This window comes from Pseudomonas poae, assembly GCA_028869255.1.
GTDB classification, from domain to species: Bacteria; Pseudomonadota; Gammaproteobacteria; order Pseudomonadales; family Pseudomonadaceae; genus Aquipseudomonas; species Aquipseudomonas poae_C.
This window is the reverse complement of the sequence record CP110972.1, coordinates 65,502-89,722: the sequence shown is the minus strand read 5'-3', so window position 1 is coordinate 89,722 and position 24,221 is coordinate 65,502. Positions and strand designations below refer to the sequence as shown.

At 61.6% G+C, this 24,221-nt stretch carries 18 protein-coding genes and 3 pseudogenes; 6 read left to right on the top strand and 15 right to left on the bottom strand.

Annotated elements, in window-relative coordinates:
- From cyoB to hmpA, 4 genes are all read right to left on the bottom strand, one after another.
- Window positions 1-2,019, bottom strand: a complete 2,019-nt coding sequence (cyoB, locus tag LRS56_00420) for a cytochrome o ubiquinol oxidase subunit I (protein WDU63096.1) — start codon at window positions 2,017-2,019, stop codon at window positions 1-3.
- Window positions 2,020-2,022: 3 nt separating this feature from the next.
- Entirely contained in the window at window positions 2,023-2,964 is a 942-nt protein-coding gene (gene cyoA / locus LRS56_00415; protein ID WDU65665.1) for a ubiquinol oxidase subunit II, read from the bottom strand.
- 790 nt (window positions 2,965-3,754) lie between these two features.
- A complete protein-coding gene (locus LRS56_00410; GenBank protein WDU63095.1) occupies window positions 3,755-4,261 on the bottom strand; it encodes a disulfide bond formation protein B in 507 nt (168 codons plus the stop codon).
- Window positions 4,262-4,473: 212 nt separating this feature from the next.
- A complete protein-coding gene (hmpA, locus tag LRS56_00405) occupies window positions 4,474-5,655 on the bottom strand; it encodes an NO-inducible flavohemoprotein (GenBank protein WDU63094.1) in 1,182 nt (393 codons plus the stop codon).
- A 147-nt stretch (window positions 5,656-5,802) separates the two neighbouring features.
- Between hmpA and norR the strand changes: the two are divergent.
- Window positions 5,803-7,346, top strand: a pseudogene (gene norR, locus LRS56_00400) (nitric oxide reductase transcriptional regulator NorR).
- 147 nt (window positions 7,347-7,493) lie between these two features.
- Window positions 7,494-8,141 (top strand): annotated as a pseudogene (locus LRS56_00395) (sigma 54-interacting transcriptional regulator).
- 108 nt (window positions 8,142-8,249) lie between these two features.
- On the opposite strand, the gene LRS56_00390 reads toward LRS56_00395, so the two are convergent.
- Window positions 8,250-9,152 carry a DMT family transporter gene (locus LRS56_00390; protein ID WDU63093.1) on the bottom strand — a complete coding sequence of 301 codons (903 nt, stop codon included), beginning with the start codon at window positions 9,150-9,152 and terminating at the stop codon, window positions 8,250-8,252.
- 138 nt (window positions 9,153-9,290) lie between these two features.
- Between LRS56_00390 and LRS56_00385 the strand changes: the two genes are divergently transcribed.
- Window positions 9,291-10,163 carry an AraC family transcriptional regulator gene (locus tag LRS56_00385; GenBank protein ID WDU63092.1) on the top strand — a complete coding sequence of 291 codons (873 nt, stop codon included), beginning with the start codon at window positions 9,291-9,293 and terminating at the stop codon, window positions 10,161-10,163.
- On the opposite strand, the gene LRS56_00380 is transcribed toward LRS56_00385, so the two are convergent.
- The 8 genes and pseudogenes from LRS56_00380 to LRS56_00345 all read right to left on the bottom strand — a co-directional run bounded on the left by LRS56_00380 (window position 10,160) and on the right by LRS56_00345 (window position 20,545).
- Entirely contained in the window at window positions 10,160-12,661 is a 2,502-nt protein-coding gene (locus LRS56_00380) for a LuxR C-terminal-related transcriptional regulator (protein ID WDU63091.1), read from the bottom strand. The two genes, LRS56_00385 and LRS56_00380, sit on opposite strands and share 4 nt — an antisense overlap.
- Window positions 12,662-12,901: 240 nt before the next feature.
- A complete protein-coding gene (locus LRS56_00375; GenBank protein WDU63090.1) occupies window positions 12,902-14,260 on the bottom strand; it encodes a DUF1329 domain-containing protein in 1,359 nt (452 codons plus the stop codon).
- A 26-nt stretch (window positions 14,261-14,286) separates the two neighbouring features.
- On the bottom strand, window positions 14,287-16,077 hold the full coding sequence (locus LRS56_00370; GenBank protein ID WDU63089.1) for a DUF1302 domain-containing protein: 1,791 nt from the start codon (window positions 16,075-16,077) through the stop codon (window positions 14,287-14,289).
- Between the two features lie 481 nt (window positions 16,078-16,558).
- A pseudogene (locus tag LRS56_00365) lies at window positions 16,559-17,469 on the bottom strand (SDR family oxidoreductase).
- A gap of 175 nt (window positions 17,470-17,644) precedes the next feature.
- Window positions 17,645-18,550, bottom strand: coding sequence for an alpha/beta fold hydrolase (locus LRS56_00360; protein ID WDU63088.1), 906 nt, complete (start codon window positions 18,548-18,550; stop codon window positions 17,645-17,647).
- Window positions 18,550-19,332, bottom strand: a complete 783-nt coding sequence (locus tag LRS56_00355; protein ID WDU63087.1) for a class II aldolase/adducin family protein — start codon at window positions 19,330-19,332, stop codon at window positions 18,550-18,552. The genes LRS56_00360 and LRS56_00355 overlap by 1 nt, the downstream gene beginning before the upstream one ends.
- A 150-nt stretch (window positions 19,333-19,482) precedes the next feature.
- Window positions 19,483-20,169, bottom strand: coding sequence for an LrgB family protein (locus LRS56_00350; protein WDU63086.1), 687 nt, complete (start codon window positions 20,167-20,169; stop codon window positions 19,483-19,485).
- On the bottom strand, window positions 20,159-20,545 hold the full coding sequence (locus LRS56_00345) for a CidA/LrgA family protein (GenBank protein WDU63085.1): 387 nt from the start codon (window positions 20,543-20,545) through the stop codon (window positions 20,159-20,161). The genes LRS56_00350 and LRS56_00345 overlap by 11 nt, the downstream gene beginning before the upstream one ends.
- A 112-nt stretch (window positions 20,546-20,657) precedes the next feature.
- On the opposite strand from LRS56_00345, the gene LRS56_00340 reads away from it, so the two are divergent.
- Entirely contained in the window at window positions 20,658-21,554 is an 897-nt protein-coding gene (locus tag LRS56_00340) for a LysR family transcriptional regulator (GenBank protein ID WDU63084.1), read from the top strand.
- Here the strand turns inward: LRS56_00340 and LRS56_00335 are convergent.
- Window positions 21,535-21,990 (bottom strand): flavodoxin, encoded by a 456-nt coding sequence (locus LRS56_00335; protein WDU63083.1) that lies wholly within the window; start codon window positions 21,988-21,990, stop codon window positions 21,535-21,537. The two genes, LRS56_00340 and LRS56_00335, sit on opposite strands and share 20 nt — an antisense overlap.
- Before the next feature lie 129 nt (window positions 21,991-22,119).
- Between LRS56_00335 and LRS56_00330 the strand changes: the two genes are divergently transcribed.
- Window positions 22,120-22,587, top strand: coding sequence for a PAS domain S-box protein (locus LRS56_00330; protein ID WDU63082.1), 468 nt, complete (start codon window positions 22,120-22,122; stop codon window positions 22,585-22,587).
- Between the two features lie 58 nt (window positions 22,588-22,645).
- On the top strand, window positions 22,646-23,251 hold the full coding sequence (locus tag LRS56_00325; protein WDU63081.1) for a hypothetical protein: 606 nt from the start codon (window positions 22,646-22,648) through the stop codon (window positions 23,249-23,251).
- A 2-nt stretch (window positions 23,252-23,253) separates the two neighbouring features.
- On the opposite strand, the gene LRS56_00320 is transcribed toward LRS56_00325, so the two are convergent.
- Window positions 23,254-24,210, bottom strand: coding sequence for a MerR family transcriptional regulator (locus LRS56_00320; GenBank protein WDU63080.1), 957 nt, complete (start codon window positions 24,208-24,210; stop codon window positions 23,254-23,256).
- Window positions 24,211-24,221: the final 11 nt, after the last annotated feature.

Below are 24,221 nucleotides of genomic sequence, written 5' to 3'. Positions count from 1 at the left end.
TTAAGCCTGTTCCAACGAGGTTTCTACACGGTTGGCCGGGATTTTCTTCTCGGCGACCAGGCGAGCGTGCTGCTCGGCTTCGATGCGTTCGATCGTTTCGACCGGCACCATGTAGCCTTGATCATCACGTGCAGCGTGGACGATGAAGTAACCGATGGTGCCCACCAGGCCCACGATTGCCAGCCACCAGATGTGCCAGATCATCGCGAAACCGAACACGGTCAACAGCGCGCCCATCACCACGCCAGTGGCGGTGTTGTTTGGCATGTGGATCGGTTCGTAGTGCTTAGGTCGCTGGTACGCAGTACCGTCTTCCTTGGCTTCGGTGAACGCATCAATGGTGTTCGCAGTAGGGATTACGGCGAAGTTGTAGAACGGTGGTGGCGACGAGGTCGACCATTCCAGGGTGTGGCCATTCCATGGGTCGCCGGAGTCGCAAGCGTTCTGCTTACGGTCACGGATACTCACGTACAGCTGGATCAGCTGGCAGGCGATACCGGCAGCGATCATCAACGCACCGAACATGGCGACGTACAGGTACGGCACCCACTCAGGGTTGGTAGTAGCGTTCAGACGACGGGTCATGCCCATGAAGCCCAGTGCATAGAGCGGCATGAACGCGACGAAGAAGCCCGAGATCCAGAACCAGAATGCAGCCTTGCCCCAGCCTTCGTGCAGCTTGAAGCCGAACGCTTTCGGGAAGTAGAAGCTGAAACCAGCGATGTAACCGAATACAGCACCACCGATGATCACGTTGTGGAAGTGAGCGATCACGAACAGGCTGTTGTGCAGTACGAAGTCAGCACCCGGGATGGCCAGCAGTACGCCGGTCATGCCGCCGATGGCGAAGGTCACCATGAAGCCCAGGGTCCACAGAACCTGGCTGGTCATGCGCAGACGGCCGTGGTAGATGGTGAACAGCCAGTTGAATAGCTTCACCCCCGTCGGGATCGAAATCAGCATCGTCGCCAGGCCGAAGAAGGCGTTGACGCTGGCCCCCGAACCCATGGTGAAGAAGTGGTGCAGCCACACCATGAAGCCCAGTACGGAGATTGCGCCCGATGCATAGACCATCGAGTGGTGACCGAACAGGCGCTTGCCGGTAAAGGTCGAGATCACTTCGGAGAAGATACCGAACGCCGGCAGGATCAGGATGTACACCTCAGGGTGACCCCATGCCCAGAACAGGTTCACGTACATCATTGGATTGCCACCAAGTTCATTGGTGAAAATGTGGAAATCCAGGTAACGGTCAAGCGACAGCAGCGCCATGGTAGCGGCCAGGATCGGGAACGAAGCCACGATCAGGACGTTGGCCCAGGTGCAGGTCCAGGTGAAGATCGGCATGTCCATCAGTTTCATGCCAGGGGCGCGCATTTTCAGGACGGTGGCCAGGAAGTTGACCCCCGTCAGTGTCGTCCCGAGTCCTGATAACTGTAGCGCCCAGATGTAGTAGTCCACACCCACGCCAGGGCTGTATTGCAGGCCCGACAATGGCGGATACGCGACCCAGCCGGTCTTGGCGAATTCGCCGACGCCCAGGGACAGGTTGATCAGAACAACGCCGGAAACCAGCAGCCAGAAGCTCAGGGAGTTCAGGAACGGGTAGGCAACGTCACGGGCACCGATCTGCAGCGGCAAGGCAAGGTTCATCAAGCCGGTGAAGAATGGCATCGCCATGAAGATGATCATGATCACACCGTGGGCGGTGAAGATCTGGTCATAGTGTTCAGGCGGCAGGTAGCCAGGCGAACCCTCGGTGGCCATGGCCAACTGGGTACGCATCATGATGGCGTCGGCAAAACCACGCAGCAGCATGACCATGGCAACGATGACGTACATGACGCCGATTTTCTTGTGGTCGACCGACGTCAGCCACTCGGTCCACAGGTAGGTCCACTTCTTGAAATAAGTGATTGCTGCAAACAGTGCCAGACCACCCAGCGCGATCATGGCGATGGTCACCATTACGATCGGCTCGTGGAACGGGACCGCATCCCAACTTAATTTACCAAACATCGTTTACTCCTCTGCCCCAGCAGTTGAATGCGAGCCCGTGTCAGAACCTTCAACCGCGGCCACTTCTTTCTTCTCGTGCTTGACCGGCTTGCCTGGCTTCATACCTTCGTACTTGTCGACGATTTTCTGAAACAGGTTCGGCTCATACGTGGAGTACAGGGCGACTGGGTTGTTCTGGCTTGGTTTGGTCAGGGCGTCGTATTCAGCTTGATCAAGCTGTTTAGGTGCGGCCTTGACTTCGGCTACCCAGGCGTTGAAATCTTCCTGGCTCGTCGAGATGGCTTTGAATTTCATGCCGGTGAAGCCAGCGCCGCTGTAGTTAGCGGAGATGCCTTCCATTTCAGCTTTTTCGTTGGCGATCAGGTGCAGGCGGGTCTGCATGCCTGCCATCGCGTAGATCTGGCCGCCCAGTGCGGGGATGAAGAACGAGTTCATCACGGCGTCGGAGGTGATCCGGAAATTAAGCGGAGTGTTCTCCGGGAACCGAATCTGGTTAACCGTGGCGATACCCAGGTCCGGGTAGATGAACAGCCACTTCCAGTCCAGCGCGACCACTTCGATGTTGATCGGCTTGACGTTGGACTCCAGCGGACGGTACGGGTCCAGCTCGTGGGTCGACTTATAGGTGATGTAACCCAGGGCGATGATGATGAGGATCGGGACCAGCCACACCGCGATTTCGATCTTGGTGGAGTGCGACCACTTCGGCGCGTAGGTGGCGCTGGTGTTCGACGCGCGGTATTTCCAGGCGAAGGCGAAGGTCATGATGATCACAGGCACCACGACCAACAGCATCAGCAGGGTCGCGGTGATGATCAGGTTTCGTTGATCCAGACCGATCTGTCCTTTTGGGTCCATCAAGGTCCACTTGCAGCCTCCCAGCATTAACATCATGCCAAGCAGCGGCAAAAAGCCTAGTAATCGGGGGTACCTGTTTTTACTCATCTCACGACCTCTAAAGCAGCTTGCGCAATGCAGTTGGGTTTTGATCGCCAACACTTCACCCTGCCAAGGGTTGGCATTTCTCTTCGATTGAATAAGAGCCTGCCCGTCGCGTCATAACTGTACGTTTCACGGACCTGCGGTGAGTTCTTATTCGATTTCGTGGTTAAAGGCCTTGTTACAGACCAATTCCATTTGGTGCGGATAGTTGAAAGGCTGCCGGAACCAGGGGTCGCACAGAGCCATCCATCTGCCCCTCGACCGCTCCAATGCTCAAATATTGAACAGCACCGGACATTCAGTGCGGGCGATTGTAGTTAGCTAGCGATGTATAAACCATGTCTTATAAAGAAATAATTTTTATCGATTACAGCAATAATCCTTCACCATTATTGCAAGGGTTCGCGATCTTATCGCGTTCGATTCTCAACAAAAACCACAAAAATTGCCCTGTTATTCGCCAACGCGTCGCATCCCCTACAGCACGTAAGGGCATGGCAAACCCATGCAACCCCCCATAAAACAAGGCATTGGGACATCACCGCGAAGCGCGAACCACACGACCTTGCGAGCGCTGTTCAAACGACGAACTGACAGCACAAATTGACCGGGTGGTGCAAATTTAAGCGACCCATCGGCGAGTCAGAAACGTCCTGCGACAGCGTCCGTGTGACAACATGTCGCACGCTGCGCGCACTTAAAGTTGCCCCTCGTCACAGCCCTTTCACAAAATCCCACAAACGAAAACGCCCCGGCCTTCCTTCAAGAAGGACCGGGGCGTTTGTGCAAAGGTTCAGCCTTTGTGTTGGCGATTCCGATAGATGCCCAGCGGCACCAGGATCACGGTCAGCACGAAGGCCACCAGTGCCCATTGTGCAAGGGACAACCCAAGAATCGGCGGGTACGGGGTGCTGCAGAAACCGTCTACCTGAAAGCCCAGCGGGAACACCTTGGCCAGCGGCAGGTCGTCGACGATCGGTTGCAGTACATCGATGCCGCAGCTGACCTGAGGGAAGAACTGGGTGTACACATGATGGCCGGCCGCGGCCACCCCACCGAGGGCGCTGAGCACCACCAGGCCTTCAAACAGTGTGATCGCGCCTTTGGTGCGCATGGCCGCGCCGATGAACGCGAAGACCGCAATCAACAGCAAGGCATAGCGTTGCAGGATGCACAGCGGGCACGGCGCCTCGCCCAGTACCACCTGCATATAGAGTGCACCGCCAATCAGCGCCAGGCAGATGATGCCCAGCAACACCAGAAAGCGTCGCTCCCTGCCTAAACGCAATTCGTCACTCATCCCCGTTTCCCTTTGTTTGGTTGTGCCCGATGGGCGCAAGTTTACACACAGAGAGAGGTTTAAACAGAGGGGGTTAACGGGGGATTAATCGGGATAAATAGAGAACCTAATGTGGGAGCGGGCTTGCTCGCGAAGGCGGTGTGCCAGCCGACTTACAAGTGACTGATCCACCGCCTTCGCGAGCAAGCCCGCTCCCACATTTTTTAAGCGTGTTATTCCAGGGCCGCAGCCGGGCCGAAGAACTCGTAGCGGCTTTGCTTCTCCGGTACGCCCAGCGCCTTGAGGTGGCGCTTGATCGCCGCCATGAAGCTTTTAGGCCCTAGGAAGTAGGCATCGATGTCGCGCTGCTCGGGCAACCAGGCCGCCAGTTGTTCCTGGCTCAGCAACCCAACCTTGTCCGCCGCCGGGCTCACGCCGTCATCCTCGGCATAGCAATAGAAGCGCTTGAGCTGCGGATGCCGGGCGGCCAGGCCGTCCACCCAATCGCGAAACGCATGCACCCCGCCATTACGCGCGCAGTGGATAAAATGCACCGGGCGTTGGGTGGCCAGCGCCGCTTCAAGCATCGGCAAGGTCGGCGTGATGCCGACGCCGCCGCTGATCAGCACCAGCGGCTTGTCGCTGGCCGCCAGCGTGAACTCGCCCGACGGTGGAAACAGGTCGATCGTCGCGCCGACGTGCAAGTGGTCATGCAGGTAGTTGGACACCCGGCCACCGGCTTCGCGCTTGACGCTGATGCGGTACTGGCCCGCATCGGTCAGTGCCGACAATGAGTAATTGCGGCGCACTTCTTCGCCCTCCAGCACCAGCTTCATACCGATGTACTGACCCGGCGCAGCAGCGAGGATCTGGTCGTTGTCCACAGGGGCGAAGTAGAAGGAAACGATCTCGGCACTCTCCTCCACCCGCTTGACCACCTTGAACGACCGCGCACCGCGCCAGCCACCGGGCGCCTGGGCTTTCTCGTCGTAGATCACTGCCTCGGCGCCGATCAGGATATCCGCCAGTTGGCCATAGGCCGCGCCCCAGGCACTCATCACCTCGGGGGTGGCAATCTCGCTGCCCAGCACTTCGGAGATAGCCCGCAGCAAGCACGCGCCGACGATCGGGTAATGCTCCGGCAGGATCTGCAACGCCACATGCTTGTTGATGATCTTGGCCACCAGGTCGCCCAACTGGTCCAACTGGTCGATATGCCGCGCATACATCAACACGCCATTGGCCAGGGCGCGGGGCTGGTCGCCGCTGGCCTGGTGGGCCTGGTTGAACAGCGGGCGCACTTCGGGGTATTCGGACAGCATCATGCGGTAAAAATGGGTGATCAGCGCTTCGCCGCCACTTTCCAGCAGGGGCACGGTGGATTTGACGATGGCACGGTCTTGGGCACTAAGCATGGGAGCCTCCTGGGCTTCTTGACTGATTACCCTTGTGTACTCAGTATTCATGCCAACTAATAAATCGTTATATTTCAATAGCTTAAATTATGTGTAGTCATTTTGACCGAGCACGCTTTATAGTCACAACGACTACAAGGAGTCATTATGACTGCGCAATCGCTGCTCACCACCCTGCTGCCCTGGTCGCCGACCTGTCCCGCGAACTGCCCGAAGGCGAGCGCTACCGCCGCTTGCTGCAAGCCATGCGCGCCCTGCTGCCGTGCGACGCGGCCGCGCTGTTGCGCCTGGATGGCGACTGGCTGGTGCCGCTGGCCGTGGACGGCTTGAGCCCCGACACCCTGGGCCGACGCTTCAAGGTCAGCGAGCACCCGCGCTTCGCCGTGCTGCTGAGCAGCCCCGGCCCGACGCGCTTTGACAGTGACAGCGAATTGCCCGACCCCTACGACGGCCTGGTCGACGGGCTGCATGGGCATCTGGAAGTGCACGACTGCATGGGCTGCCCGCTGTTTGTCGACGACCAGCCCTGGGGCCTGCTGACTCTGGATGCCCTCGACACCGAACGCTTCGAACGCGTGGAGCTGGACGCCCTGCAAGCCTTCGCCAGCCTTGCCGCCGCCACCGTCAATGTGGCCGAACGCATCGAACGCCTGGCCTTGCGCGCCGAAGACGCACACCAGCGCGCCGAGATCTACCGCCAGGCCAGCGGCCAGCAGCACAAGGAAATGATCGGCCAGAGCAAAACCCACAAGCGCCTGGTCGAGGAGATCAAACTGGTGGGCGGCAGCGACCTGACCGTGCTGATCACCGGTGAAACCGGGGTCGGCAAAGAGCTGGTGGCCCAGGCAATCCACGCGGCATCGTCCCGCGCAGACAAGCCGCTGATCAGCCTCAACTGCGCCGCCCTCCCGGAAACCCTGGTGGAAAGCGAGCTGTTCGGGCATGTACGCGGCGCCTTTACCGGCGCGCTGAATGAGCGCCGCGGCAAGTTCGAATTGGCCAATGGCGGCACGCTGTTTCTGGATGAAGTGGGCGAGCTGTCACTGACGGTGCAAGCCAAGCTGCTGCGGGTGCTGCAAAGCGGCCAACTGCAGCGCCTGGGCTCGGACAAGGAGCACCAGGTGGACGTGCGCCTGATTGCCGCGACCAACCGCGACCTGGCCGACGAGGTGCGCAACGGCCGCTACCGCGCCGACTTCTACCACCGCCTCAGCGTATACCCGCTGCAAGTACCGGCGCTGCGCGAACGCGGGCGCGATGTGCTGCTGCTGGCCGGCTTCTTCCTCGAGCAAAACCGCTCGCGCATGGGCCTGGGCAGCCTGCGCCTGACCAGCGACGCCCAGGCGGCGCTGCTGGCCTATAACTGGCCAGGCAATGTGCGGGAGCTGGAGCATTTAATCGGACGCAGCGCGCTGAAAGCCCTGGGAAACTGTCGCGAGCGTCCGAGGATTCTCAGCCTGAACGCCCTCGACCTGGACCTGCCAGACGTCAGCGCGCCGCTTATCGAAGCACCGGTGCAGGCGCCGCTCGTGGTCACTGGCGACCTGCGCCAGGCCACCGAGCACTATCAGCGCCAAGTGATCAACGCCTGCCTGGAGCGCCACCAGCACAACTGGGCCAGCGCCGCCCGCGAACTGGGCCTGGACCGCGCCAACCTCGGCCGCATGGCCAAGCGCCTGGGACTGAAATAACCCAAACACCTCGGCCAAATGTGGGAGCTGGCTTGCCTGCGATAGCAATCCGTCAGTCAACCCCTGCATCAACTGACCCACCGCCATCGCAGGCAAGCCAGCTCCCACACTAGATCTGTTTTGCCTTGAAGACGGCGTTCACTGCCTTTGACGGTGCAAGCCAAGCTGCTGCGGGTGCTGCAAAGCGGCCAACTGCAGCGCCTGGGCTCGGACAAGGAGCACCAGGTGGACGTGCGCCTGATCGCCGCGACCAACCGCGACCTGGCCGACGAGGTGCGCAACGGCCGCTACCGCGCCGACTTCTACCACCGCCTCAGCGTATACCCGCTGCAAGTACCGGCGCTGCGCGAACGCGGGCGCGATGTGCTGCTGCTGGCCGGCTTCTTCCTCGAGCAGAACCGCTCGCGCATGGGCCTGGGCAGCCTGCGCCTGACCAGCGACGCCCAGGCGGCGCTGCTGGCCTATAACTGGCCAGGCAATGTGCGGGAGTTGGAGCATTTGATCGGACGCAGCGCGCTGAAAGCCCTGGGTAACTGTCGCGAGCGTCCGAGGATTCTCAGCCTGAACGCCCTCGACCTGGACCTGCCCGATGTCAGCGCGCCGCTTATCGAAGCACCGGTGCAGGCGCCGCTCGTGGTCACTGGCGACCTGCGCCAGGCCACCGAGCACTATCAGCGCCAAGTGATCAACGCCTGCCTGGAGCGCCACCAGCACAACTGGGCCAGCGCCGCCCGCGAACTGGGCCTGGACCGCGCCAACCTCGGCCGCATGGCCAAGCGCCTGGGACTGAAATAACCCAAACACCTCGGCCAAATGTGGGAGCTGGCTTGCCTGCGATAGCAATCCGTCAGTCAACCCTGTATCAACTGACCCACCACCATCGCAGGCAAGCCAGCTCCCACACTAGATCTGTTTTGCCTTGAAGACAGGATTCACAGGTTTTGGTTTGCGAAACACCAACACATTCCCCGCCATCACCAGCACCAACCCCATCAATGCCGGCGCCGTCCATTGATACCCCTCGGCAAACGCCGACACATTCAACGCCACCACCGGAAACAGCACCGTGCAATACGCCGCACGCTCCGGCCCCATCCGCCCCACCAGCGTCAGATACGCGGTAAACCCGATCACCGAACCCGGAATCACCAGGTACCACAGCGCGCCGATATACCGCGCACTCCAGTCCATCTCGAACGGAATGCCGCGCACCGCGCAGTAAGTCGCCAGCATCGCCGAACCATACGCCATGCCCCAGGCATTGGTGGTCAACGGCCGCAGCCCAGCCTTTTGCTGCAGGCTCGACAGCAGGTTACCCGCCGAGAAACACATCGTGCCGAGCAACGCCAGGCCCAAGCCGAGCAAGGTCTGCGGGCTGGCGGCATGCCCCGCCAGTTCCGGCCAGAACAGCAAGCCCAACCCCAGCAAGCCCAGGCCGCCGCCCATCAACACATTGCGCGCCACGCGCTGGCCGAAAAACACCCGGGCGTTCAGCGCATTCCACAAGGTCGCGGTGGAAAACACCACCGCCACCAGCCCGCTGGGGATCCACTGGCTGGCCGTGAGAAAGCACATGAAATTCACGCAGAACAGGCACAGGCCCTGGGCCAGGCAGATCAAGTGGCCACGGCGGTTCATCACCTGCAACTTGCGACTGAGCAGCAACAACGCAAACAACACCAGCGCGGCCAGGCCGAAGCGATACACGATGGACACCGGAATCGCGACCACGCCCAGTTGCCATTTGAGGGCGATCCAGGTGGTGCCCCAGATCAGCACGGTGAGTAAATACAGGGATAAGTTCATAGCGGGCTCCATCGATTGAGCCACAGTGTCGCTTCCAGCCCGCGCAATGCGCTTGCAGATTCTTGCGCTTTTGTCGGGCGACGGGCTCACAGCGCCGGCGGCCAGGAGTAGGATGCAAGGCGTCCAAGAGTACGAACCATGCCTGACCTGGAATCGCTGCAAGTCTTTCAAGCCCTTAACCGCTCGCCCAACGCACGCCTCGAAGCCTGCGCCGAGCTCGGTGACGGTTTGTCTGCGGCCTTGTGGAGCAACCATCACGATTCACAGCATTACCAGGCGCCGAGCCACCACACCCTGTCGTGCTACATCGGCGGCGGCACCGGCACTTTTCGGCGCGATCAACCCGGCACCATGGGCGGGCCCGACAAGCTGTGCATCCTGCCCGCCGAACATCAGTCGGCGTGGGTCATCAACGGCGAGATTCGCCTGGCCCATGTGTATTTCAGCCCGCAACAATTTGCCCTCGGCTGCGTGACCCTGCTCGACCGCGAGCCGCGCACCTTGCAACTGCGCGAAAGCACCTTCCTGGAAGACGCCAGCCAGGCCCGGCGCTTTCACCAACTGATCGCCCTCAACTGGCAGGAACCCGCCGAGCGCTTGCTGACCAGCAGCCTGGCCCATGAAATGCTCAGCCACACCCTGCTCAGCCAGGTGGGAGCCCGCGAGGGCCTGCGCTTGAAAGGCGGGCTGGCGGCCTACCAGCGGCGGTTATTGGTGGAGTACATCGACCAGCACCTGGAAGACCCGATCAGCCTGGGCCAACTGGCCGGCCTGTGTGCGCTGTCGGAATACCATTTTGCCCGGATGTTCCGCCAAAGCTTCGGCCTGCCGCCGCATCAATACCTGCTGGCGCGTCGGCTGAGCCGTGCGCAAAGCCTGCTGCGCAGCGGGGCCCTGCCCCTGGGCGAGATTGCCCTGATATGCGGGTTCTCCAGCGCCAGCCACTTTACCCATCGCTTCCGCCAGGCCGTGGGCGCCACGCCCGGCGACTACCGGCTGGCGTTTATCTAAACCATCAACCCCAGGGTCTTGGCCTTGGCCACCGCTTGCGTACGCCGCTCCACGCCGAGCTTGCTGTGGATGCGCCGCGCATGGGTCTTGACGGTGTGCAGGGAGATAAACAGCCGGTCGGCGATTTCCAGGTTGGAGCTGCCCAGGGCGATCAGTTGCAACACTTCCAGCTCGCGCTGGCTGAGCGGGTTTTCCACGGTGCCCGGCGTGGCCGCCTGCGGTTCCATCCCCAGCTCGCTCAGCAGCCCCGGCGAACGCAAACGCAGCTCGCGAATCGCCTGTTGCACCTGGCAGCGCCCGGCCAGGTCGAGCCCGGCCTGCAGCGAACGACGTGCCAGGGCGGGCTCACCCACTTGCCAGGCGACCTCCCCCAGCACCAGGTGCAACTCGGTTTCCAGGCACAGCATGCCGCGCTGGTGAGTGGCTTCCAGCAGTGCATTAAGACGGGCCACGGGCTGATCGGCGCAACCCAGCTTGACCTCCGCCAACACCAGCAGGTATTCCAGGCGCGGGATCAGTTCCAGGGTGGCCGGTGGCGCTTGTTTGGCCTGAGGCCCACGAAAATGGCGGAGTACCCGGCGCATGGCTTGCGCGGTCAATTCGGCGCGCCCCTGCTGCAACCAGAAATGCCCGCTGACCAACAACAGTACGGCGCGGTAAACCGTGTCCGGTACCTGGCGTTGCTGCATCAGCCGCTCGGCCTCGCGCAACTGGAAGAACGCCTGGGCGTAATCGCCCCGGTTGGCGGCGAGCAACGCCAGGCCGAGAAACCCGTAGAGCACGCGTTTGTCCTGGCTGTGCAGGCACAGCCTCAGGCCGCTTTCGAAGCACTCGGCGGCCAGGCTGTCCTGGCCTTGACGCAACGCCAGATGCCCACGGCGCAGGGCAATACGCCCCACCAGCGGCCCGACCTTGAGCCGCTGCTTCAACAGCATCGCCTGTACATTTTCCAGCAGGCTCTGGGCCCGGTAGGGCGCGCCGCGCTGTTCCAGCAGCTGCGCATGATCCAGCTCGAGCAAGGCCTCAAGCAGCAACGAGCCATGGGCACGGGCCAGGCACAACGCTTCGCGATTCAGAGTCTGGGCCACGTCCAGTTCACCGCGCAGCAAGGCTTGCTGCGTGAGCCCCGACAAACACATCAGCCGCGACGTCCAGGCACTGTCGGGCAAGGCTTGCAGGGCCTCCAGAAAGTGCACGCGGGAACGCTCGGCATCCCCACCCAAATGCAGCAACCAGCCCCACTGCGCCTGCCAGCGCGCCAGCAAGTACCGCTGCAGCGCCGCCGTCGGTTGCGGGGCGAAGCGGGCAAGCTGGTCGATGCACTGCGCGGCCTGATCGAAGCGCCCGGCAAACAGCAGCGCCGCCGTCACCAGCCCCACCAGTTGCGCCGAGCCGAGCATCAGCTCATCGCCATGCTGTTCATGCAGGCGCAACAACAGCACGGCGTTTTGCTGACGAAACAAGTCCTCGAAGCTGAAGTGCTGCAACAAGCTCACCGCCACTTCATATTCTTCGGCCAGCAATGCCTGTTCGAAGGCGGCCTGCCAGTCCTGCTCAGTGGTGAACCACTGACAAGCGCGCCGATGCCAGGAGCGTTTCGCCGCCCACGGTTCATCGCGCAGCAGCTGCGTCAGAGGCGCAAAAACCTGCAGCCAGTCCGTGTCTTCCCAGGGTTGGATAAACGCGCCGAGCGCCTGTAGATCGCGCAGGTACTGCTCGCCGTCACCATGGCCGAACAGGTGCTCGCACAGCCCCAGGTTAAACCGCGGCAGATGGGCCAGCACGCGCCAGGCTTCGGCCAGTTCGGGCGGCAGCGTGCTGAACAGTTCATGTTGCAGGTAGTCGAGCAAGGTTTTGTCGGGGTGACCATCGCCCAGCAAGGCGATACGCACACCGGCGCACCAGCCGGCGCTGAACTGCAGCACACTGTCGACCGAGTGCCCGGGCGCATGGCTGAGCAGTTGCTGGATCTCGGCGGGGCTGAAGGCCAGTTCGGCGCCGCATTCAAGCAGGTCATCGTCGAGCAGCAGGCGCGGCCAGTTGCACGCCGGCCGCCGCCGCGCCCCCAGCCACCAGGTCAGGGCCGGGCTGGCGGCGCTGAGCAGGCGGTCGAGCAAGGCGTCGGTGTCGGGCGCGGGCAGACGGCAGAAGTCATCGAGGAACAACCAGGCGGGGCTCTGCCAGCGACCAAGATCGAGCAGCAGCGAGGCTTCATCGGTGAATGGCAAGCCCAGGCTTTGCGCCAGGCGCCGGCACAGGTCAACCGGGCTCAGAGCGGCCCCATTGAGCGGCAACCAGTACACCTGGCACCCCTGGGGTGCCTGCAACGCACATTCGCCGAGCAATGCGCTCTTGCCGCTGCCACCGGGCGCGCAAAGTAACCTCACCCTGGTTGGCGCCGCCAGCAAAGGCTCGGCCAGGCGTGGGCGCAGCAGATGGTGGGCGGACAGCCGAGGCATGAATCCAGGACGGTCCAGGCAGCGTGTCATGGCGGTCATTGCTGCATCCTGCGTTCTTATTGTTATGCAACCTGGCGCTTACCCTAGTCCTGTGAGCGGCGGTTGTTGAAGAAGTATTCAGCGGGGTGATTGGCAGGCATAAAATTCAAGACATCCACAACCCAATGTGGGAGCGGGCTTGCTCGCGAAGGCGGTGGATCAGTCTAAGAATTCGGTGACTGACACTGCGCATTCGCGAGCAAGCCCGCTCCCACAGTTCAATTGCATTTCACATCGGGATCAGCGCACGCCCTCAGCTCTCAGCGCCGCCGGCGTGTAGTCCGCCGCCTTGGCGTTGAAGCCGAACACAAAGCTGCTCTTCTCCTCGTTCTTCATGCCCAGCGCGATATAGCGCCCGGCAATGATGTCGTACAGGGTTTCCACGGTGTAGGCCGGGGTCTGGTGGTTGTAGTAGAACTGCGCATGGCCTTCGGCGACACGCCACAGTTGGCCACGGCCGTCGTAGTGATCCACCAGCGCGACTTGCCAGCTGTCCTCGTCGATGTACATGTGGCGCTTGGCGTAGATGTGCCGCTCGCTCGGCTTGACCGTGCCGACCACTTCCCACACGCGGTGCAGCTCATAGCGGGTCAGGTCCTGGTTGATGTGGCCGGCCTTGATGATGTCGTCGTACTTGAGTGTCGGCTGGTCGAGCTTGTAGCTGTTGTAGGGAATGTACATCTCCTTCTTGCCCACCAGTTTCCAGTCGTAGCGGTCCGGGGCGCCGGAGAACATGTCGAAGTTGTCGGAAGTACGCAGGCCATCGGACGCGGTGCCCGGCCCGTCATACGCTACCTGCGGCGCACGGCGCACGCGGCGCTGCCCGGCGTTGTAGATCCACGCCAGGCGCGGTTCCTTCACTTGGTCGAGGGTTTCATGCACCAGCAGCACGTTGCCGGCCAGGCGCGCTGGCGCCGTCACTGACTGCTTGAAGAAAGTCAGCACGTTGGCCGCCTTGGCCGGGTCCATGTCCGGGATCAGTTGCGGCACCGCCACTTCTTCCTCGAAGCGGATCGGCGTGTAGCTGCCGTTGGTCTGCGGGGTGGCCTGGGTGATGATGCGGCGCAGGTTGCCGCCGTGGTAACGGGTGATGTGGTTCCACAGCACTTCCACGCCGTTCTTGGGAATCGGGAACGCGTAGTAGCGGTTGCCGGTGAACCCTTCCAGGCCGTTGCCATCGTTGATCGGCTTGACGTTCAGCGCGCTGCGCTTGATCGACTCGTAGATCTCCGGCGGCAGGTTGACCGTGCGGTGGGTGGTGTACACCGGGATCTTGTAGGTCTCGGGGTAGCGTTTGAACATCGCCACCTGGCCGTCGGAGAGTTTGTCCTTGTACTTGTCGACGGTCGCGGCGGTGATCACGAACAGCGGTTTTTCATTGGCAAACGGGTCGGCGAGGAAGCCCTTGGCGTCCACCGCACCGGCGTTTTTCGGGATGCCGCCGGTCCACGCCGGGATCGAGCCATCGGCATTCCCGGCTTTTTCGGCGCCGATGGGCGTCAGGGTAGTGCCCAGCTTGGCCGCTTCTTCCGGCGAGACCGCCGCCAGCACGTGGGTGGCCAACAGGCTGAGGGCCAACACTGCAATTGTCTTACGCATGGATTCTTGTCCTTCTTTAAGCCAAATCAGAAGTTCACGCCGAAGCTGAGGGCGAGGAAGTCGCGGTCGGTCAGGGTGTTGTAGTCGCCGCCAAAAAAGTCGGTGTAGCTGAGGCTGGCGGTGTAGGTGTTGCGGTAGTCCGCGTCCACACCGACGCTGATGGCCTTGGCGCCTTTGTTGAACAGACCGTTGGGGCCGTAACCGGCGACATCGTGGGACCAGGACAGGTTGGGCTTGAGGTTGATCCCGGCGATCACGTTGTTGTAGTCGAGGATCGCCCGCGCACGGTAGCCCCAGGAGGTCGAGGTGACGAAACCGTCGGTGTCACCCTGGAACCCGTAGGCGCCATACACCGAGTCGCGGCCGTAACGCAGCTTGGATTTATCTTCCAGGCCCGCGACGTGCACGATGGCCGCTTCGCCCACCACCGTCAGGCGCTCAGCACCCAGCACCTGGTCGAAGAACTGGGTCATGGAGCTTTGGATCTGGGTGATCTCTTTACGGCGATAGCCTTTGTTGTCGTCGCCGAAGTTGCTGCGGATGGGTGAGGCCAGTTGGCCGGCGACGGGGTTGATCAGGGCCAGGGTCAAATCGGTGGTATTGAGTTGCACCGGGGCATTGGGCCGGTAGCTGATCTCACCGGTCCACGCCGTGCCGGTGGGCAAGGTGGTGGAGAAGCTGGCGCCGAACAGGCGGATATCTTCCGGGTAGTCGAGGTAGTACTGGCCGCGACCGAGCATCAGGCTTTGCACCAGGCCCGAGCCGGAACCAGGCGCCAGGCCGTTGGCGGTGCCGGCAATCCTGCCGAGCGTGGCCAGGCTGGTGTTGTTGGTGATGGTGCCCACGGTTGGCGTGCGGCTGTGGTAGTTCATGAAGTACAGGCCGTACTCGGTGTCATCCCCCAGCCAGCGCAACGCGGCGCCGAACTGGCCGGAATCACGCGCATCACGGTCGCCGGCACGGCGTACGATCACCCCTTCATTGGTCACGCCAAACCCTTGGCCGAATGCCGCCGCCACCGGTTGCAAGGGCGCAATCGCCGGGTTGCCCACCGTGTAGTTATTGGTGCAGCCGTCCGCCGCCACATCGCCGCCGAAGAAGGTGCCGCAGTTATCCAGCACCGTCTGGTCCCATTCCAACTGGTAGAAGCCTTCCACCGTCAGTTGATTGGTGAGGCTCTGGGACGCGAACAGCATGTTGACCGGAATCAGCCCTTCCTTGATCTCGGCGCCCGGGCGGCGGAATGCGGAAACGTCGATCGGGTTGATGCTGTTGATGGAGTTGCCGATGAAAGTACTTTCCCCCCAACTGACCACCTGCTTACCCGCGCGCACGGTGCCCGGCAGGTCGCCCAGTGAGTAGTTGTGATAGACAAACGCATCGAGGATCTGCGCCCCGCTGGATTTGGCGCCTTCCTTGCGGTTGTGGTTGCTGATGGGCTTGAACTCGCGATCTTCGTCCTGCAGCTCGAAGTCATACCAATACTTGCCGCGCACAAACACGCCGGTGTCACCGTACTTCAACTCGAGGTCGTGCAGGCCCTTGAAGATCTTGGAGAAGGTCTCGCCCTTCTTGAAATTCAGCCGCCCGTCATCCCCGGTCGACGCCTGCCCGGTGCCACCATTCACGGTGCCCACCAGTTTTTTATCGGCATCGCGCATGCCCCAGCTCGCGCCTACCGACAGCGAGGAATCGAATTGCCCTTCGATCTCGCCAATGTTGAATGAAACAGCCTGTGCCTGAGCACAGCACCCCAGTGCAACCGCAGCGGCCAGCGCCTGTGGCCTGAAGATGGCGCGCATTGTTGTTCTTGTCATGCGTCTTCCCCGGTGAGTGACAGAAGGCCCCACCCTACTGCCGCCTGTGAGGAGCGATAAGCGCACCAAGGAGGGATTCGTGTTGTCGCTCGAAAGGATTACCAGCCGCTCTGGCCGGGGTGCGCGCGGGCCCATGGATTGGCTGGATGGCGGGTTATCAGGAGGATGGATGGCTGGCGGGGCGACTGTTGCGCCATTGGTAACAGTCCTTGTCCTGAACTGCTATTACTCATTTTGTTACAACCGACTATTCTTAGCGGGCTTTCAGGGCAAACCGCCCGCTTCCGCCACCGGAAGAACAGCCAGACTCAGATGGATTGATGCCTTTTTTCAATCTGTTACCCGTGTTCACTGACGTTGATTTGTCGCTCCTTGATCCAACGTCTTACTTCAGCCGCTGCCTTTGCAGCGGCTTTTTTTACCTTAAATAAAACGGGGCGCCATCAGCGCCCCGTTGGATTAAAGCTTTTTAAGGCAACGATCAAAGGCTGTATTTCTGCAAATTGGCCATCATCTCCTTCAATGCCTCGATCGTGTCCTTGGGGTGGGCGGCGCCCTCAAAATCGCAGATCTGCGCCCAATGCGCCGCCACATCGTCCGGCGAAAACCCGGCCTCAGGATCAAACCCCACCCCCAGGCTGCGCTCCCAGCGGGTCTTGCCGACCCAGCCGCCACCCACCTCAAACAGCCCGGAGGTTTCCTGGCACGCCTCGCTTCCCAGGTACACCACCAACGGGCTGATCAGCTCGGGCTTGAGGCGTTCGAACACTTGCGGCGGGATCAAGCCTTCGGTCATCCGCGTACCACCGGTAGGGGCGATGGCGTTGACCAGAATGTTGTTCTTGCGCCCTTCAAGCGCCAGGGTGCGGGTCAGGCCGTACAGCCCGAGCTTGGCCATGCCGTAGTTGGACTGGCCGAAGTTGCCATAAATGCCCGAGGTCGATGCGGTGAAGATCACCCGACCATAACCCTGCTCGCGCAGATGCGGCCAGGCGGCACGGGTGACTTTGTAGGCACCTTCGACATGCACGCGGTAAACCAGGTCCCAGTCACCGTCGTCCATTTTGTGGAAAGTCTTGTCGCGCAGGATGCCGGCATTGTTGACCACCACGTCGATACGGCCAAAGGCGTCGAGCGCGTTCTGCACGATCTTGTCACCTTCGGTGACAGAGTCATGGTTGGCTTCGGCGATACCGCCGGCGGCGCGAATCTCCGCCACTACCCGGTCGGCAGCCGAGGCACTGGCGCCCTCGCCCTGGGTGGACCCCCCAGGTCGTTGACCAGCACCCGAGCCCCATGTTTGGCGAACAACAGTGCATGGGCCCGGCCCAACCCGCCGCCGGCACCGGTGACGATCACGACCTTATCCTGGAACTGCACTGACTCACTCATACCGAACTCCAATGGCGACAATGGGAATGGCTTGAGTGTCGGGCAAGGCGCCTCTGGTCACAATAAATACGGCCAGGGCTGAATGGTGCTCAATAAGGCTGGGGGATGATTGTGTGGGCGTTGGCTTGCCTGCGATGGCGAGGGATCAGTCAATGATGCACTGCCTGAATGATTGCTATCGCAGGCAAGCCAGCTCCCACTCCCGCTGCCCGATTCGCTCACGAAACGCCAGGTAATGCTTGAGCACCTGTACCGGCGCCTCGATCTGCGGGTAATGACCGATATTGGCCAGCAGCACCGTGTCGGCGTGGGGCACCAATTGGTGGTAACGCTCCACCATGTGCGCGCCGGAGATCGGGTCTACCTCGCCGTCGATCACCCGCAGCGGTACTTCGCCACGCTGCATCGCCTCCACCCAGCGTTCGCGCAGGCGCCGGCGCTGGGGAATGTAGGCGATCAGTTTATGCAGGATGCGCGTGCCCTCGTGGCAGTTGATCAGGCTCCAGAAATCATCCAGGGCGCTTTCACTGGGGCGCGTGGCGGGGCCGAAGATCTGGCTGAAGCTGTCGGACAGGGCAGTGCGCCCAAAGGCGCGGCCGACCATCCAGCCCAAGGGACTGAGCAGTAGCTTTTGCACCAGCGCCGTGCGGTGGGTTTCGGGGAACAACCCGCCATTCAGAAACACACAGCTGGCCATGTGAAACCGGCCTTCATAGTGCCGCGCCAACAGCTCTTGGGCCACGCTGTCTCCGTAGTCGTGGGCCAGCACGTGAACCGGCTGATCGACCCGCAGGTGTTCCAGTAAAGCCTGCTGCAAATCCGCCTGCTCCAGCAGGCAGTAGTCGTGGTCCAGCGGCTTGGCCGAGTCGCCGAACCCCAGCATGTCGCAGGCGATCACCAGGTTACGCTGGGCCAGGGGCTGCCACAGGTAATGCCAGTCCCAGCTGGCGGTGGGGAAACCATGGATCAGCAGCAACGGTTCGCCCTGCCCCGCCACCCAATAACGGATCGCACGGCCACGAAAGACGAATTCCTGACCGCGCTTGCGCCAGGCTCTAAGCGGGATCTCGGCGAGAGGCATCAGCTTTTATACCCAGGGTCTTGGCTGTCCAACTTACGCAGCAACGCCGGCCAGGCCAGCGCGCCCCCCATACCTTGTGCACTCTTTGTGACAGCCGCCACCATCGCTTTGGCACCGGCGAGAATCTGCGGGCCGATGGCTATCAATTCAGCGCCGCCATTTTGCGCCAGCACCTGGATATCGCAGGCGCGCTGGAACGTGAACATCATCAGGAAGGTGTCGGCGATGCTGCCGGCGCAGGTCAGCAACCCGTGGTTGTGCAGCATCAGGAAATTGTTGTCACCCAGATCAGCCTGCAAGCGAGCCTTCTCTTCGTGGTTCAACGCCACGCCCTCGTAGGCGTGATAGGCCAGGCTCGAGAGCACGAATATCGATTGCTGGCTGATCGGCAGCACGCCTTGCTTCTGCGCCGCCACCGCAACACCAGCGGCAGTATGGGTGTGCAGCACGCACGTCACGTCGTGGCGCACTTCATGGATGGCACTGTGGATGGTGTAGCCCGCCGGGTTGATCTCGTAGGGGCTGTCCATCAACTTGTTGCCGGCCTGGTCGACCTTGACCAGGCTCGACGCGGTGATTTCGTGGAACATCAGCCCGTACGGGTTGATCAGGAAATCATCGGTGCCCGGCACCTTGGCCGAAATATGGGTGAAGATCAGGTCGTCCCAGCCATGCAACGCGACCAGGCGATAGCAGGCGGCCAGGTCGACGCGGGTTTGCCATTCGGCGGCGCTGACCTGATCTTTGACATTCTGTGGCGATAGAACGGGGGCTAGGCTCACGGCAACGACCTCCTTGGCGCACTTTCTTATTGTTTTTTTGGGTGAAGGGCCAGTCTAGTCAGACCTCAAGGCTGCCGTAGTTGCCTTCGCAGCCAGCTTGATGACCGAGCGAGTCAGCTAGGAGAATAGTTTAAATTTGCACAGCCGGCGTCAGAGAAGCGCCGCCAATAAAGGCACGGCGAACAGGTTGAGCAGGCCCGTCAACACCATCACCAGGCCGGCGACCGAGCCCTCCTCGCCACCCACCTCATGGGCCCGGCTGACCCCTGCACCGTGAGCCCCCACACCGAACAACGCACCCCGCGCCAGAGGTGTGCGCAGCGGCAGCCATTTGAGCAGCACGCCGCCGAGCATCGCACCAAACACGCCAGTGAACATCACGAACACGGCCGTGAGTTCCGGCACGCCGCCCAGGTCCGAAGACACCGGCATGGCAAACGGCGTGGTGATCGAGCGCGGCACCAGGGACATGGTGACCGAGCTGTCCAGCGCCAACGCCTTCGCCAGACCGAACGAGGTGGCGATGGACGCCGCGCTCCCGGCCACCATCCCCAGCAACAACGCCGACCAGTGCCGCGCCAACAAGCGGCGCTGCTGCCAGATCGGTACGGCAAACGCTACGGTGACCGGGCCCAGCACCAGCATCAGCCAATGGGTGTCGGCGGCGTATTCGGCATAAGCGGTGTTCATCGGCACGGCCACCGCCAGCAGCAGCGCCGGCACCAGAATCAAGGGTGACAGCAAATAGCGCCCGGTACGGCGGTAGAGCCAGCGGCTGAAGATATAGGCGCCGAGGGTCAAGGCGAGCCAGAACACCGGCATCAGCTCAAGCTTCACGACGCAGCCTCCAGCGGCACACCATTTCAACCGTGAACGCCGTCACCAGCATCACCGAGAGCGTGCTGATCCCGATCACCAGCAGGATGCGCCAGCCGTCATTGCGCAGCAGGCCACCGTAATCCAACAGGCTCATCAAGGCCGGAATAAAGAACAGCAGCATCTCGGCCATCAGCACCCCGGCGCCCAATTGCAGGGCCGCCGGCTTGACCAGGCCACTGGCAAAGGTTGCCAGCAGCAGGCCCAGGCCCACTACGCCACCCGGAATCGGCCAGTCCAGCCATATCGCCAACTGGCAGCCCAAACAGTAGATAGCCAGCAGCACGACCAGCTCGCCGAGCAGGCGGCCAAGGTGTTTGAAGGTGAGACGTTTCATGGGCTTTGGGTCCTCGCAGGCGCTTATTTTAAAGAGCCGCCTGCCATCCCCACAGCGAATTGTTAGACTGCCAGCCATTCCACTTTGGAATATGGAGCCGGGAATCACGCCGATGGAATTCAAACAACTGCGCAGTTTTGTCGAAGTGGTCCAGCGGGGCGGGTTTACCCAAGCCGGCAAAACCTTGCACATCAGCCAGTCTGCCGTGAGCAAACAGGTGGCGCAGCTGGAACAAAGCCTCGGTACGCCGCTGCTCGACCGCATCGGTTCGCAGATCCGCCTTACCGCCACCGGCGAAGTGGTGTTGCTGCGTGCGCAAGCCATGCTGCGCCTGCAAGCCGAGCTGATCAGCGAGCTGGACGATATGCACCAACTCACTCGCGGCGAGCTACGCCTGGGCCTGCCGCTGCTGGCGGGCGATACGCTGTTTGCCGGGCTGTTTGCCGAGTACCGCAGGCGCTATCCCAACGTGACCATCCAGTTGCTCGAAGGCGGCAGCCGCAATATCGAACAGGCGATTCTCAGCGGTGAGCTGGAAGTGGGCGGCAGCTTGAAGCCCAGCGACCCGGCGTTTGCCTGGCAAGCGTTCTGCGATGAGCCACTGGATGCGCTGCTGCCGATTGATCACCCTTTGGCGGAGAACGCCCAGGTGCGGCTCGAGGAATTGGCCGATACGCCGTTCCTGATGTACCAACGCAGCTTTGTGCTCAACGACCGGCTGATGCAGGCGTGTCAGCAATTGGGCTTTACCCCGAAGGAAATCGGGCGCAGCGGCCAGGCGGATTTCCTCGCCGCTCTGGTCGCCGCCGGCCAGGGCGTGGTGCTGTTGCCCAGCGTGGTCGCCCGTGGGCTGGTGCGACCGGGTGTGGTGCGCCTCACACTGAAGGCGCCCGATTACCTGCGCTGGGACATTGCCTTTATCTGGCGTGAGGGCGCCTACCTGTCCAGAGCCGCGCAAGCCTGGCTGGCGTTGCTGCGTGAATACCCGGTCAAGCGCGCAGTGCAGTGACCAGCTCGGCCAGCCACGGTTCGGCGTCGGCTTCGGGGGTAACGCTTTCACTGGCGTCCAGGCGCAGCATCGGCAGGACTTCACGCACGCCCAGTTCACCGAACAGCTCGCGCAGTTGCTCGCCGCCGCCACAGAAGGTGTCACCATAGCTGGCGTCGCCCAGGCCGATCACCGCGCCGGGCAAGCCACGCCAGGCAGCCGGCAATTGATCGCGTATCGACGAATACAGGGGCTGCAGGTTGTCGGGCAACTCACCCATGCCGGTGGTGGACGTCACCGCCAGAAAGGCCTCGGGAGCAAAAGCCTGCACATCCGCCAAGGTGGCGCGTGGGTTGTGCCAGGCCTCAAAACCGGCGGCGTTGAGGATGCCGGCGGCATGGCGGGCGACTTCTTCAGCCGTGCCGTACACCGAGCCGGAAAGGATGGCGACTTTCATCAATCTGATCCTGTAGTTGAGCGGAAGCGTGGGATATTAGCAGCTGTCACAAATATTTCGGTGCCCGCCGTGCAACATTCAGGGCATGTCATAAACTGCCAGTTCGAATAACAAGCCATGGACCGCTCGATGATTAATGCGCAACTGATGCAAATGGTGATCAACGCTTCCAACGAAGGTATCGTTGTGGCCGAACGCGAAGGCAAGGATAAGCCGCTGATCTACGTCAACCCGGCCTTCGAGCAACTGACCGGCTACACACTGGATGAGATCCTCTACCAGGATTGCCGCTTCTTGCAGTCTGGCGACCGCGACCAGCCGGGCCTGATGGCGATTCGAGAAGCCTTGGAAAGTGGCGGTTCCTGCCGGGAAACCCTGCGCAATTATCGCAAGGACGGCAGCCACTTCTGGAACGAGCTGTCACTGTCGACGGTGTACAACGAGGCCGACAAGCAGACCTATTTCGTCGGCGTGCAGAAGGACGTGACCCGGCAGGTCCGGGCCCAGCAGCGCGTCGCCCAGCTGGAAGCGGAACTGGCCCAGGTCAAGGCCGAGCTGGCAATGCTCAAAGCGACAAGCGGATCGAACAAAGCTTAGAAAATGCGGCCATTAAGCGGATAATGGCGTTTTAATATTTCTCCCTTGAGCACGCCTCATGCAACGCGACACGCTTCTGACGCAGGATGAGCTGGATTTTATTCAGATGATGCAGCACAACCCGCAGCTCAACCTGCGGGACGCGTCGTCGAGCCTGACCGTCAATGGTGGTGCGCAGATTCGTGATTTGCTCACCCGGCTGGCCGCCCATGATCAACTCACCATTCAGGCGCAGTTCGAAAACCAGCAGCTCACCTTCCCCCTGCACCTGGTTGAAGACGAGTTTCATGCCATGCATCTGCGTCTTGGCGTGCCGACGATTTTCGAAGACGGGCCGATGGTCCGCCCCTGGCGCCTGGCGCTTGAAGCGCCGGTAGCGCTGGAGAATATCAGGGGCAACCTGAGTGCCCTGTGGGTGTATGAAGTGTCATTCAAGGGTGTGCTGGTAGAGATACGGGGCCGAATCAAGCCGCCGAAAACCTTTTGCCTTTGGTTCAGCCCGTCCGGCTACGAACGCATTGCCCTGCGTGGCACGCTGCAGCGCGAAACCGCCCGAGGCTTGTTCGCCTATGGCCTCGACCAGAGCGACATGGACGAGACCGAACGCCTGCGCCAGTTCATCCTGCACCAGCATCGCTTGATCCACCCCGAGGCTCACGCCTGAGATCAGGTGTCCAGGCTGCCGCGCAGAAACTGCTGCAGGCGGTGCTGCATCGAGCGCCCTTCGTTACCCAGACAACCGATGGATGAACCCGACAGGCTTTCTTGCGCCAGGTCTGACGCATCGCCGGCCAATAGCAGCGGACAATCCAGAGTCAATGCCAGACGTTTGAGACGCAACGGCAACTCGGTGCCGGGTGAACGATTGGAAAACAGTACCAAGGCTCGCGGCCGGGTCTTCTCGCACACCAGCGTCAGCTCATCGAATGGCTGGCCGATGGTAAACACCTTCACCGCCAGCTCATCCGTGCCGAGCATCAGACCCGCCACCAGCAACTCCAGCTCCCGACACTCGCCGGCAATGGCCGCCAGCAGCACACGCGGTGTTGATGAAGCACTGGCCAGGTGCAAGCGCTGCGCCACGCGGGCGCGCATGAACGCATCGAAGAACAACCACTCACTGGCTTGGCCGAAACGCCCCTGATGGCGCAACAGCTGCTGCCACAGAGGCATCAGAATGTTCTGGAATACCACCGCAATCGGGTAGGCGGCGAAGATCTGACCGTACAGACGGTCGAGTTGGCGGTCGTCAAAAGCGCTGACCGCCAGGCGCAATTGCTCCTGCCAGCCGCTCCATTCGCGTTCGGTGTCGATGCGCGAGGTCGCGGTGGGTTCGCTGAACAGGGTGTCACGCGCCAGGATCCTGCTCACTTTGCTCACGGCGACACCGCGCTCGATCCAGTCGAGAATGCGGTGCACGGTGTCGATATCGGTGCTGGAGTACAACCGGTGCCCGCTTTCGGTGCGGGTTGGCTGAATCAGGCCGTAGCGACGTTCCCAGGCACGCAAGGTAACCGGGTTGACGCCGGTCAGCCTGGAGACTTCACGAATCGGGAAAAGGTCATCGGATTCAGTGACGCTGTCGCACGTCGAATCGCGGTAAGAAGCAGTAATTTCGGGCATCAGAGGTCAAA